This is a genomic window from Microbulbifer maximicatervae (SeqCode) (assembly GCF_052468095.1).
In genome coordinates, this window is the sequence record NZ_CP174332.1 from 2,052,958 (window position 1) to 2,065,935 (window position 12,978).

General features: G+C 46.0%; 9 protein-coding genes and 1 pseudogene. 8 read left to right on the plus strand and 2 right to left on the minus strand.

Going from position 1 to position 12,978, the window contains the following annotated elements:
* The first annotated feature begins 175 nt into the window (after positions 1 to 175).
* The 4 genes from ACJJIL_RS08825 to ACJJIL_RS08840 all read left to right on the plus strand — a co-directional run bounded on the left by ACJJIL_RS08825 (position 176) and on the right by ACJJIL_RS08840 (position 6,434).
* The gene (locus tag ACJJIL_RS08825) at positions 176 to 568 is read left to right on the plus strand and encodes a hypothetical protein (RefSeq protein WP_444897500.1); all 393 of its coding nucleotides are present in this window, start codon (positions 176 to 178) and stop codon (positions 566 to 568) included.
* An 84-nt stretch (positions 569 to 652) separates the two neighbouring features.
* Positions 653 to 2,017, plus strand: a complete 1,365-nt coding sequence (locus ACJJIL_RS08830; RefSeq protein ID WP_444897499.1) for a TolC family protein — start codon at positions 653 to 655, stop codon at positions 2,015 to 2,017.
* Between the two features lie 15 nt (positions 2,018 to 2,032).
* On the plus strand, positions 2,033 to 3,274 hold the full coding sequence (locus ACJJIL_RS08835) for an efflux RND transporter periplasmic adaptor subunit (protein ID WP_444897498.1): 1,242 nt from the start codon (positions 2,033 to 2,035) through the stop codon (positions 3,272 to 3,274).
* A gap of 13 nt (positions 3,275 to 3,287) precedes the next feature.
* Positions 3,288 to 6,434: an efflux RND transporter permease subunit gene (locus ACJJIL_RS08840; RefSeq protein WP_445361708.1), complete on the plus strand. Its 3,147-nt coding sequence runs from the start codon at positions 3,288 to 3,290 to the stop codon at positions 6,432 to 6,434.
* 288 nt (positions 6,435 to 6,722) lie between these two features.
* On the opposite strand, the gene ACJJIL_RS08845 is transcribed toward ACJJIL_RS08840, so the two are convergent.
* Positions 6,723 to 7,997, minus strand: coding sequence for a hypothetical protein (locus ACJJIL_RS08845; protein WP_445361709.1), 1,275 nt, complete (start codon positions 7,995 to 7,997; stop codon positions 6,723 to 6,725).
* A 547-nt stretch (positions 7,998 to 8,544) separates the two neighbouring features.
* Entirely contained in the window at positions 8,545 to 9,831 is a 1,287-nt protein-coding gene (locus tag ACJJIL_RS08850; RefSeq protein ID WP_445361710.1) for a hypothetical protein, read from the minus strand.
* A gap of 446 nt (positions 9,832 to 10,277) precedes the next feature.
* On the opposite strand from ACJJIL_RS08850, the gene ACJJIL_RS08855 reads away from it, so the two are divergent.
* The 4 genes and pseudogenes from ACJJIL_RS08855 to ACJJIL_RS08870 form a co-directional block, all read left to right on the plus strand.
* The gene (locus tag ACJJIL_RS08855) at positions 10,278 to 11,213 is read left to right on the plus strand and encodes an SPFH domain-containing protein (protein ID WP_413662199.1); all 936 of its coding nucleotides are present in this window, start codon (positions 10,278 to 10,280) and stop codon (positions 11,211 to 11,213) included.
* A gap of 590 nt (positions 11,214 to 11,803) precedes the next feature.
* The gene (locus ACJJIL_RS08860) at positions 11,804 to 11,947 is read left to right on the plus strand and encodes a hypothetical protein (protein ID WP_445361711.1); all 144 of its coding nucleotides are present in this window, start codon (positions 11,804 to 11,806) and stop codon (positions 11,945 to 11,947) included.
* A 277-nt stretch (positions 11,948 to 12,224) separates the two neighbouring features.
* Entirely contained in the window at positions 12,225 to 12,392 is a 168-nt protein-coding gene (locus tag ACJJIL_RS08865; protein ID WP_445361712.1) for a methyltransferase domain-containing protein, read from the plus strand.
* A gap of 7 nt (positions 12,393 to 12,399) precedes the next feature.
* Positions 12,400 to 12,885, plus strand: a pseudogene (locus ACJJIL_RS08870) (class I SAM-dependent methyltransferase); the annotation flags it as partial.
* Positions 12,886 to 12,978 lie beyond the last annotated feature (93 nt).

Consider the following 12,978-nt stretch of genomic DNA (forward strand, 5'->3'; position numbering starts at 1 on the left):
GTGTAGAGGAGAACCTTCGCGCCTGCTGTTGCGTAAAAACGAGTATTGAAACGAGACTGGCTATCCAGAATTGCTGGTCAATAAGCTGTTGTTTTACAAAACTTTTGCCGTATTCAATTGAGGCTCTGGGTTATGTTTGCTAGAGTCGATCCATTATTGATACTAGCCTGCTCCTATGAATGTGGTTCGTCTGTCATTTTTACTGATTGCGCTGCTGATTTTCCAGACAGCTGGCGCCTTCTATGACAGTCATGATGAGCTAGAAGATATCACCATCCACTTCTCTTCAAATCATATTGATCAACTCCAGGGGGTAGCTCCTACTGACGAGCCTGATGGGGGTTCCGTCACTTTCTCGCTGCCTTCCTCCGGTGAAGAGCAATCTACACCGACGTTGGATTTCTGTAATCACTGTTGCCATTGTCACGGAATTAATGCAACCGGGCTTTTGGGGCAGTCTTATCAACCTCTTCTTCGGGGTACTATCAGTTACAGTGACGCAGTCAGTGCAGCTGTGCCCTCAGGTTATTTTTCTCCACTTTTACGCCCACCTATAACCCAAGTCTGATTAGTTAAATACTGCGTGTGCCGCTATAGAAGTATGTAGCTTTTGCCCACGCATGCTGATCGAGTTGTGACTTGGGAGAATTCCATGGATTTTAATTACACGCTCTTTAGGGGCGTGGTGGGTCGTGCAGCCGCTAAATTCTTGCTGGCGACCACTTTGAGTTTATCTGCGCAAACTGTTTTTGCGCAGAAAGGGGAGCTATTAACACTGCCAGAGGCAATACAGAGAACGCTGGCACAAAACCCCCAAATTGCAGTTTTTCCTTTTCAGCAATGGGCTTTGGATGGTGCTGAGTTCACCGCAAAACAGCGTCCTGCTTGGGATTTTGGCTTTGAAGCTGAGTATGCAACCTACGACGATGGTTCATCAGGTAACGGCCCTCCCGGGCCTCCAGGCCTCCCGGGCCCTCCAAGTGATGACGACGATGATGAGTATACCGAGCTTGAACTGACCGCCTCACTGTCGTCAGTTATTGAGTTGGGTGGAAAACGCGAAGCGCGTATTGATGTAGTTAATGCCCAACGGGATCTCTTGATTGCTGATGAGCAGGCGACTGCGTTAGATGTCTTGGCCGAGGTGGTTCGAGCCTATGCCCAGGTACTTGCTGCCGCGGAGTTGCTTGCTCTTGAAGCAGAAAAAGTTTCACTGGCCAAAGAAACGCTGAAAGTGGTGACTACGAGGGTGAATGCCGCAGCTTCGCCAGTGGCTGAACGCATGCGGGCAGAATCCGCGTTGGCAAAAGCCATTTTGGCTGCTGAGGCGCAGGAGAGAATGCTGACCTACTACAAGTACGCATTGTCTGCACTTTGGGGGCAGCCGACACAAGACTTTACTGTTGATTCCAGTGTGCTGTTTCGTTTTGAGCCAGGTGCGAGTTTCGAGGTGTTGTACGAAAGAGCTCAGGAAAACCCTGCCATTGCTCGATTCGCTTCGGAAGAACGATTACGCACATCGCAACTGCACTTGGCGCAGGCGAAGTCGAAGCCGGATATCGGTTGGTATGCCGGTTACCGTATCGACCGCGAATATGATGAGAATGCGGTGGTGGCGGGCATTAACGTGCCTCTTTTCACCGGTCGACGCAACCGGGGCAGGGAAATCTCTGCGATGGCTGAGTTGGAGCAGGTTCAGCTAGAGAGAGAGGCGGCGCTACTAAAACTCTACCCCCAACTTTTCCTGGCGGTAACAAGCCGGGAACAAGCCTTGGCTACTGTCGATGAAATGGAAAACACCGTAATCCCTATGCTGCGCGAGGGGCTCTCCGAAGTGGGCCGGGCTTATCGCCGTGGTCGCTATTCCTATGTTGAATTAATTTCTGCCCGCGAGGAGTTGCTCGATGCTGAGCGTTCCCGAATTGTTGCGGCGCGATCTGTCCATTTATATGGCGCGGAAATTGAGAGATTAACTGCCCGACCTTTAGGGGCTGTAGCTGCTGATAACAGCAAATGAATTTGGATTTAGAAAATGAGCAGATCAAATAAAACATTAAAGTTTGCGATGTTGTTCTTCTCCCTTTTGGTATCAGCAATGGGGGCGATGAAGTTCAGTTATGCAAGTGGCTCCCATGGCGGAGGGCATCATGAAGAAGAGTCCAAAGGGCCCCATGGAGGGCGACTTCTGGAGCGCGGAGACCTAGTAGTTGAGCTGGCGTTAGTAGAGCAAAGTGGTAAGGCTGAGTTTCGCGCGTGGGTTCAGAAAAATGGAGAAGCACTGAATAATGCGGACTTGAGCCTGACTCTAGTTCGACTTGGGGGTGAGTCAGAACGAATAGCTCTTTCCCGTGATGACAGTATTGATTACTGGCGCAGCCACAGAAATTTGCCTGAGCCCCATTCATTCGATATTGAACTCTCCCTGACCTACAAGGGGGGTAGTGCTGAATGGAAGTTCGAATCCTATGAGGGCCGCGTAAAGATAGCCGAGGATATGGCAGCAAAAGCCGGCATTAAAACCGCGATTGCCGCACCGGGAGTTATTCAAGAGCGCGTCACTCTTTACGGCAAAACTGCTATCGATCATCGCAGCCTCAGCCATGTTCGCGCCCGCTATCCGGGCACAATTATGACGATTGAAAAAGCATTGGGTGATTCCATACAAAAGGGGGAAAAGCTGGCAACAATTGAGTCCAATGACAGCTTGCAAACTTATTCCTTGATAGCGCCTATCAGCGGCCAGATTATCGATAAGCAGGCCAGTCGAGGGGAGTTTAGCGGTGATCGGGTACTGTTTACGATTGCGAACTACAAGCAAATATGGGCAGAGCTTCAAGTATTCCCCACTCGCCGGGGACAAATTGCTCGCGGGCAAAAAGTTTCTATTACCGCCGATGGGCTCTCATTTGATTCGACAATTGTCAGCTTGGCACCGGGGGGCAATGGCACGCCTTTCGCAATAGCCCGCGCGATGATTGAGAATCCAGAGGACATTTGGACAACAGACCTGATGGTTCAGGCTGATGTGGTTACCCATGAGAGTCCTGCGCCTTTAGTGGTGGAAAATCAAGCGCTACAACCCTTCCGTAATTGGACCGTTGTGTTTGTAAAAGTAGGGGATGCTTATGAGATTCGCCCACTGGAACTTGGGCGGACTGATGGCAGGGTTACAGAAGTATTAAGTGGACTCAACCCTGGAGACCGCTACGTCACTGAAAACAGTTACTTAATCAAGGCGGATATAGAGAAATCCGGCGCTGCTCACCACCATTAATTGAGGCCAGAAGATGATTGAAAGCATCCTGCGCTTCTCCATTGAGCGGCGTTATTTCGTATTGTCCCTAATTTTTATTCTGGTGGGGCTCGGGGTTTGGAGTTACCAGAAACTACCTATTGATGCAGTCCCCGATATCACCAATGTTCAGGTGCAGATTAATACTGAAGCACCTGGTTACTCGCCTTTAGAAGCTGAACAGAGAATCACCTATCCGGTAGAAGCGGCACTTGCCGGACTTCCCAACTTGGAGTACACCCGTTCGATTTCGCGCTACGGGCTATCCCAAGTGACCGTGGTTTTCAAAGAGGGGACAGATCTTTATTTTGCGCGAAACTTGATAAACAGTCGTCTGGGTACCATCGAGAGCAATCTGCCCCCGGGGTTGGAGCCGGAAATGGGGCCCATTGCCACCGGGCTCGGTGAGATCTTTATGTATACCGTGGAGGCTTTACCCGGAGCAACCCAGCCCAATGGCCAGCCCTACGACGCCACTGCACTGCGGGAGATTCAGGATTGGATTATTAAACCGCAATTGTCTCTCGTTCCGGGGGTTACGGAACTAAATACTATCGGTGGCTATAACAAGCAATATCACGTAACACCGGACCCCCGCCAGATGCTTAACTTCGGCGTATCTATGGAGGATATTGCCGAGGCTTTGCGTCGCAACAACGAAAGTCGAGGTGCTGGCTATCTGGAAAATAATGGACGCCAACTGTTAGTGCGTTCACCGGGACAACTACAGAATATCGGAGAAATTGAAGACGTAGTAATTACCAGCCGATCCGGGGTGCCGGTTAAAATTTCTGATGTTGCTGAAGTGGCTATTGGTAAAGAGCTGCGTACCGGTGCTGCTACGCGAGATGGTGAAGAAACCGTTTTGGGCACCGCTATGATGCTGGTGGGGGAAAACTCCCGCGAGGTGGCGCGCAATGTGGCGGTAGCTTTGGAGCAAGTAAAATCCACTGTACCTGAAGGTGTAAAGGTGGAAGCGGTTTACGATCGCACGACGCTCGTGGACAAAGCCATCGCTACCGTGCAGAAAAACCTTATTGAAGGTGCGTTGCTGGTAGTCGTCGTGCTGTTCTTGCTACTTGGAAATATTCGGGCTGCCTTTATTACGGCCGCTGTGATTCCGCTGTCCATGCTTGCCACTATATTTGGTATGGTGCAAACCGGTGTTTCTGCCAACCTGATGAGTCTCGGTGCGCTCGATTTCGGTCTGATTGTCGATGGGGCTGTAATTATCGTAGAAAATGCGATTCGCAGGCTCGCCGAAGCCCAACAGCGCAAGAGCGGTAAGTTACCTCTGCAAGAGCGACTGGAGCTGGTATTCCAGGCCACCAATGAAGTGATTCGCCCGAGCCTTTTTGGAGTGTTGATTATCACGGTGGTGTATATTCCTTTGTTCACACTGACTGGTGTCGAAGGAAAGATGTTTCACCCTATGGCCGCTACTGTGGTTATGGCGTTATTGGCTGCATTGGTTCTTTCTCTCACCGTAGTACCTGCAGCAGTTGCTGTTTTTCTCACCGGGAAAGTCAGTGAAAAAGAAAATAAGGTGATTGTTGCTACTAAGTCACTGTACAAGCCGCTTTTAATTGCCGCAATGAAAGTGCGTTGGCTGGTACTATCAGGGGCTCTTGCTTTAGTACTGTTTTGTAGTTGGCTAGCTACTACTCTCGGTTCTGAGTTTATCCCTCAGCTTAATGAGGGCGATATTGCACTACACGCTTTACGTATTCCGGGGACTGGCCTTGAGCAGTCGGTGGAAATGCAGCGTCTACTGGAGCAGCGCATTAAGGCGTTCCCCCAGGTAGACAAGGTATTTGCAAAAATTGGTACTCCAGAGGTAGCTACAGATCCAATGCCTCCGAATGTGGCTGATAACTTTGTGATCCTGAAACCCAGAAATCAATGGCCCAATCCAAAACTGCCTCAGGAGCAATTGGTGGCAGAAATCGAAGCAGCCGTTCGAGAGCTTCCAGGTAATAACTACGAATTTACCCAGCCAATCCAGATGCGTTTCAACGAGTTGATTTCTGGTGTGCGTGCAGATCTGGGCATCAAAGTATTTGGTGATGACCTGGACCAGCTGGTCGCTTCGTCTAATCAAATCCTGGGTGTGTTAAATGGGATTGAGGGTGTAGCCGATGCTCGAGTAGAGCAGGTTGAAGGTCTGCCAGTTCTCTCTGTAGTCCCCAAGCGTATAGCGCTTGCCCGCTATGGTATCGACCTGAAAACCCTACAGGACTTGGTATCAACCGCAATTGGTGGGGAATCTGCAGGGCTGATTTATGAGGGTGACCGTCGCTTCCAATTGGTAGTAAGGCTGCCGGAAGGGCTGCGCCGGGACTATGAAAACCTTGGTGACCTACCTGTACCTTTACCCGCTGGTAGCCCGCTAGGTAGCTATGTGCCCTTGTCTGAAGTAGCCAATCTTGAAATGACACCGGCTCCCAATCAAGTCAGTCGTGAAAATGGCAAGCGCCGTGTAGTGGTAACCGCGAATGTACGCGATCGCGATTTAGGATCTTTTGTAGAGGAGGCAAAAGCCCGAATCCAACAACAGGTGTCTTTGCCTGCCGGTTACTGGTTGGTATATGGAGGTACATTTGAACAACTGGAATCTGCAAGTACGCGTCTTTCTATCGTTGTCCCGCTGACGCTTTTGGTAATCCTCGGTCTTCTAGTAATGGCTTTCGGCTCATTCAAAGATGCCTTGATCATTTTTACAGGAGTTCCCTTAGCGCTAACTGGCGGGGTGCTAGCTCTATGGCTGCGCGATATGCCTCTATCGATTTCTGCAGGGGTTGGGTTTATTGCCCTTTCTGGTGTTGCGGTTTTAAACGGCCTGGTAATGCTGTCATTTATTCGTCAGCTGCGGCAACAGGGCGGTGAGCTTTTGGTTTCGATTATTGACGGAGCAATGATTCGTCTTCGTCCTGTACTGATGACTGCTCTGGTCGCCAGCTTGGGGTTCGTGCCTATGGCATTGAATGTGGGTACCGGCGCAGAGGTACAAAGGCCCCTGGCCACGGTTGTGATTGGGGGGATTATTTCTTCCACACTTCTAACTCTGTTTGTACTTCCGTTACTTTATCGGATTGTGCATGGCAGGGGAGGAGACGAGATGGCTAAAAACTCTATTAAGTAGATGTTTCTGCCTACTTCACCTCACAAAAGAGGTGAAGTAGGTGTAGAACCAATGAGGCAAGATTCAGTTAATTTATTGACTCCTAGTGACGCTCTAAACAAAAGGTATGAGTGCAGGTCGTTCGGCTTCCTAATAAACTCCCCTATGAGTCTGTAAGATAATCTTAGTGTTTAATATACAGACTGCGTATGGTTTAAATGCATTGCTTTTATGGCGCTGTGTTTTTGTGAGTGGTACATGCCGAAAGTGACTCGATAGCTTGAGACGTCTAGTTTATGTGCAGTTGATTCATATCAAATTCTTTAGAGTGTTGATATATTTTTCAGCAAAATTTAAAGCGTTATTTCTTTTTGTCAGTGGGTCACAGTATGAAAAGACAAAAACGGAACTTTTTTCTGTTGAATAAGTGCTCAATGATATTGGATGGGCGCCGTGAGTTTGGAGTGAGGTACCTATGATAGGTTCAAAAAAATTCATGTGCACACCCAGGGATTCCAGGTTACCCAAGTTGGATACGCATAATCCTTCAAGAAAGTAGGGATTGTTGGTTTCGTATTTTTCAACCCACTCAATAATATTCCCTAAATCATAGTTCTTGTGAAAGTTAAACTTACAATATTCGCCGGACTCTGCCTGCCGATCAAGTTCAATCTGCAAGTGTTTTGCCAGCTCCCAGGTGTTCTCGATATCGATATCTGGTGTAACCTCAAGAGTAGTAACTGCAGAAAAGGTACCAATAACGCTTAACTCGATTCCGGTACCGCATAGGTCGCGGACATCCATGGGTAATAAGATTTTGATCCATTCTCTGTGATTTGGCAGTATGTTTGATGCCTGGATGGCAATAGCACAAAAAAGCGCACTAGGTCTTACTTTGTGTTTTCTGCCAATAGTTGCAACGTGAGAGAGCTCCTCCATAGCAAATTTGCGATATAAAATATGGCCCTCCCGTTCAGTAACAAAAGCGGCTTCTTCTACTGGCCATTTAAATAAATTTTCTTTAATTCCAGATGTTTGCTGGTTGGAGAAATGCTTGCTTGAATCAAAGTAGGTCTCAACAGGGGCGTATAACGGCTGTCTATCTAATCTGAATCTTCCTTGATCCAAAAAATACAAATCTAAAATATAGAATATGATCCCGGCAGACCGGCCGTCCAATGCAGCATGATTGCTGACCATAGATATGTAGTCGACTTTACCTAGTGAATTTAGATAGAAGGAAAGAGTATATGTACATGCTTCAACGTTGAGTCCTGTTTTACCTCTGCGAGTATATTCGTATTCAATATTAATGGGTTTTGAAAACTCTCTTATCTCTAAAGGGATATCCTCAAAGGGTACGTCGCAATACCAGCGCAGTTGCTCACCTGACTCAACACGAGCCTGTAGAAGGGGGTAAATTTTATGGATTAAAGAAAAGGCAGTTTTAAGTTGCTCGACACTCAGTGGAATTAGAACTTTATAAAAGGAAACCAGCAAGGTTCCCCCGCAAGTTCTCCTGGCTAGCTCGGTAAATAATGCTTCTTCAGGCCCCAGCACCCTGGAGGGCTCTCGGCTGGACATAGGTGCTCTTTCCAAGAACAGATTGACTTAATGTCAAACTTAATAAAATAGAAGTTAAGATGCAAAAATATTGATACCTAAATATTGCTTGCTTATCTATATATACATGTTCGGAATACATAAGTGTTGGCTAAGATTTGTCGTGGCTTGATCTAATGTTGACTGGTTTGAGGTGCATTACTTGAGTAGGGGTATGGGGCAATAGCTCCTTTGGAATACATGTATGCCTTTCAATAAAGCTAGTAACGTCGCCTCCTTTTGGTAGGTTACATTAAAAAAACAAGTACTGAATTTTATATGGTTTATTGGCTTAAGGTTGATGTTTAGTGAAATCTGTGAGATGTATATGATATGACTGACTGTACTTGGTTGGCGTTGCCAATATTTCCTTGCATTGATTTTTGGTGGTCACTTGTAGTGACCAATTGTTTCTTTGTTGGAGAATCGTACATAAGGTGAAATTGTTTGGGGGGTAGACTCGGCTGATTAGGAAGTAGTGGGCGCCTTTGCTTTACTTTTGTTTTTGTTCGTTTTTTCAAGTCAAAGGTTAGTTCTCAGGTTCTAAAAGCCTCTTGATAGTGTTGATGAATTTTTCTGCAAAATTCAAAACGCTATCTCGTTTTGTGAGTGGATCACAGTACGAAAATATAAATACAGAATTACGTACCGTTGAATAGGTTAGTAGTGAGATAGGGTGAGCTCCATGTGTTTGAAATGGAATTGCCGTGATGATTTCAAAGTGCTTCATTGCTGTGCCAAGCGCTTTCATGCTGCCTACATTAGATATACACATTCCTTCAGAAAAGACAGATTTCTTTTCCTCATAATCCTGAGCCCATTCAATAATATCCTCGAGTTTGTATTTCTTGGGGAACATGAACTTGAATGGCTCTCCTTCTTCCGCCTGTTTATCAAGCTCAATCTGTAAGTGGCGCGCTAGTTGCCAAGTATCATCTATATCTATATTGGGCATGATTTCAAGAGTAGTTGCTGATGAAAAAGCACCTACTGCACTTAATCCAATTTCAGTTCCGCAGAGTTCACGAACATCCATGGGTAGTAAAATCTTTATCCAATCTTTATGGTTGGGTAATATTTTGGATGCTTGAATCGCAATGGCGCAAAACAGGGCGCTTGGCCTTACCTTGTGACTTTTTCCTATTTTTACCAGTTGTGAAATTTCTGCAATCGGAAATTGCCGATATATAGCATGACCTTCACGTTCTGATACAAAAGCAGGTTCCTCTACGGGCCAATTAAAAAGTTCATCTTTTTGAGAAGATGGTTTTTCATGGGCAAAGTATTTAGAGGAGCTAAAGTAGCTTTCGACAGCTTCGTAAAGTGGTTGTCCGCCCAACCTGAATGTTCCTTCATCTTTAAAGAATATGTCCAAAATACAGAATAAAGTCATCACTGATCGGCCATCCAAAGCTGCGTGGCTGCTGACTAGTGAGATCCATTCAACTTCGCCATGGGAATTAATATAGAAAGAAAGTGTGTATGTGCATTTTTCAACATCAAGGCCCGTCTTCCCCCGGCGATTGAATTCAGCCTCGAAATCAAGAGGCTCCTTCAATTTTCGAACCTCAATTGGAATTGACTCGAATGGTACGTCGCAGCGCCATCGTAGCTTGTTGCCGGACTCAACTCTTGCCTGTAAAAGTGGGTAGATTTTATGTGCCGATGCGAAACCACTTATCAATTTTTCAACGCTAAGAGGGGTGAGTACTTTGATAAAGGAGATTACTAATGTCCCCCCGCAAGTTCGCCTTGCCAACTCGGTGAACATAGCCTCCTCTGCACCTAATACTCTGGAGAGCTCTGTAGCCGGCACAAAGTACCTCCTTTTTAAAGCCCATCCATATCATGTAAAGTAACTTGAATAGGCTTGAATCGCAAAAACAATTGCTTAAAGATAAATGACTGTAGATTTGATTTTGGATACTTTGTTGCAGAAGAATAGTTAAGTGATGGTAAGTTGTACTAACAATAGTTTTATTGGTGCGGGTTTTAATTTAAGGGTTTTTCCAGGAAAATTGTTGTTTATTGGTCTGTAGCGGGTTTAGTGAAGTTCTTTACATTTGCTTTTACCCTGCTGGGGGGGTAGTAGACTTACAGTTGGGTTTTGGGCAGTAGCTTTGTGGCCAGCATGTTGTAGTTGATGTAAGCTGTGGGTGAGTGCTCTTAGTAGGGGGGATATTTGCTTATCCATTGGTTGCCCCTTGCTGAGTAAGATAATTTGCACATCTTATATAATTTATTCTGACTGGGCTTTTAAATATGCCGGAACAACTCTTTACACTTTTACCTTTTTGGCCTGCGATACTTGGAGCTGTAGTACTTTTTTTGCTAGCTAAATCCATCGTGATAGTGGAGCCAAAGCAGTACCACTTCGTGCTATTTCTTGGTAAGTACTGGAAAACTGCCACTCCTGGTTTCAACTTGATTATTCCCTACCTTTCCTGGGTAGACAAAAAAGCCTCAACGGCTCTACACGAAACCCCTGTTGAGTTGAGTCTAAAGACCAGTAATCATGTCACATTTGGTTTGATTCTTAAGGTTCAGCATCAGGTGTCGTCGGATGTGCAGCTTGCATACAAAGCTCTCTATGATCTAGAGAATTACCAGGCACAGCTGAAGTCGTTTGCAACAGATGCAGCTATTCCTGTTGCCAACGGCATTGAGCTGGAAGACGTTTATAACAAAAAAGAACATATAGCTGACAAGGCTAAGGAGCGCCTTCGCCAATTTTTCCACGACTTTGGTGTAGAGATTGTCGATGTATTATCAGATGAGCCGCGGCTACCCAAGTCGGTAGAGGTTCAGGCTAACAAAGTTATGGAAATGCAGCGGGAGAAGCAGGCCGCTACCTACGAGGCTGAGGCGATCCGAGAGCGCGAAGTGGGTAAGGCTAAAGCTGATGGCGAGTCCGTAAAGATTCGTATGGAGAAAATGGGGGAGGCACGACGGGTATATGCACAAAGTGCAGCCGAGGCTATTAAGGTTCTTACCAGCGCCGGTACCAGCGCAGACGAAGCGTTGCGCTTTATGACTGCCATTGCAGATAATGATGCGCTGGTAACTGCTGCACGTCACGGTAGTACTGTGGTAATGGCTACCAGCCAGGCGCAGCAAGTACCTGTCGCTTTGCCGTTACCTGATAAGTCGGCTGCGGTAGCAAAACAACGGCCGCTGAGAGAGCCCGAGCCTGTCTAGTAAGGTCCTCCGAGGGGTAAGCCTATGGGCTTATCCTTTGGTAACTTCGGGGTATCTAGATAGTACTTTACCCCGATAGTCGATGTCGTACTGCTCAGCGCTACAGTACTTGATATTCTAAGTGGTACAACTACAACATTTTTTTCGCGGTCTTGGCGCTGCTTATATTGCTTTTTCAGTTGTCTTTGGTCGTAATTTGATTCAATGGGCCGATATGATCTTTGCTAGGCATTTTACCGGCGAGTCCAAGCCGGCTAGTCCCGACTATGGTTGGCCCAAGTTAAGGTATGAATTGATTGTATTTATAAAAACACTGTTAGCCTGCGTAATCACCCTAGCTCTCATTCGAGCAATGACATGAATGATCGGTAATCCAGATAAATCATTTGCACTTTATATGTGGGATGATATTTTCAAAGCACTCTTATTTTTTGGCTTGTTTTTGGCCCTGGATGGAGGACTATGTTTCGCCTGTTTAGAAGTCCGTTGAAGCAAAGCTCTTAGAGTATTTTGTGCTATTGCTGTTTCGAAGTTCTATTATGACTCCTAGTGTGTATTTGGTCTGCATAGCTAGTGGCGGAAAATTATGCGTGATATCGAAGCTGTCAAGTTTTTACCTGGAAGATGATGCTCGTATTATGTCTCGGAAGGGCAAGGTATCGCTATTTTGTAGTTTGTTGGTATTGGGCTGGAGTATTGATGTCCACTATCGCGCCAGTATTGGTGTTACATGAATTGTTGCATCTCAAAAAGTTATTGGTAGTGTAATGCTTGGAGGGGGTCCCAGCTGCTAATAAATAAGAATAATATGGTTTTTTTGATTACGACCTAAGAGCTAGGGTAAGAGGTGCAGCTATAGTAGCTCATATATATTATCTTGCCGCGGCTGCTTAAAGAACCTTATTTGTCGGGGGCAGGAATGCACCATCACAAACTATTCAGTGACAAGAGTGAGCTTTAAAGACTGCTAGGCCAACCTATCCTCCAGAGCTTTATAAGTGTCTCTCAAGCTTGGCTCCATCAAATAAACTTGCCTGGGATTGTGCTTGCGGTAGTGGTCAGGCGGCGATAGGATTGGCAAAACTATTTAGTAGTGTGTACGCAACTGATATTAGCGCCGAGCAAATAAAAGCGGCTAAAGCTCACCCTAAAATTCACTATCAAGTAGGACACTGCTGAGCAGTGTGACCTGGCGAATGAGAGTTGTGATTTGGTTTGTGTAGCCCAGGCGTTGCATTGGTTTGACCCTGATGATTTTTGGCCCGTAGTTCTAAGGGTTTTGAAGCCAAAAGGTATTTTTTCAGCTTGGGGCTATAACTGGCCAGTCTTAGATGGAGAACTGGCTCAAATATTCAATGAACTTATTTTGGGTCCAATAGAGACGTACTGGGCTCCACAAAACAAATTGCTCTGGAATCATTTTAAGGATATAGACTTTCCTTTTAGTGCTATACAGGTTTCGAAGCCAACTATGGAAGCAGTCTGGGACCTGAATGAGTTTTTTAATTTTATACATACTTTTTCGGCTGTGCGGAGATGTATAGATGACATGGGTGGTGAATTTATGGAGCGGGCCTATCGTAAGGCTAAGGAGGTTTGGAAAATACCTCAAAAGAAAAGAGTGATAGCATTTGATTTTGTGCTCTATGTAGGGTGTAAGAAGGGTTGGTGATAGAGAGATATCGCTATCACTAGATCAGGGCAGTAGAAGTGCTTTTTAAATCTGTATTTAATTTCAATAGTAACTTATCAAATTAGAAAATGT

Coding starts and splice junctions, on each gene's coding strand:
- ACJJIL_RS08835 (WP_444897498.1), top strand. CDS start 2,033: ATGAGCAGATCAAATAAAACATTAAAGTTTGCGATGTTGTTCTTCTCC.
- ACJJIL_RS08830 (WP_444897499.1), top strand. CDS start 653: ATGGATTTTAATTACACGCTCTTTAGGGGCGTGGTGGGTCGTGCAGCC.
- ACJJIL_RS08845 (WP_445361709.1), bottom strand. CDS start 7,997: ATGTCCAGCCGAGAGCCCTCCAGGGTGCTGGGGCCTGAAGAAGCATTA.
- ACJJIL_RS08855 (WP_413662199.1), top strand. CDS start 10,278: ATGCCGGAACAACTCTTTACACTTTTACCTTTTTGGCCTGCGATACTT.
- ACJJIL_RS08825 (WP_444897500.1), top strand. CDS start 176: ATGAATGTGGTTCGTCTGTCATTTTTACTGATTGCGCTGCTGATTTTC.
- ACJJIL_RS08840 (WP_445361708.1), top strand. CDS start 3,288: ATGATTGAAAGCATCCTGCGCTTCTCCATTGAGCGGCGTTATTTCGTA.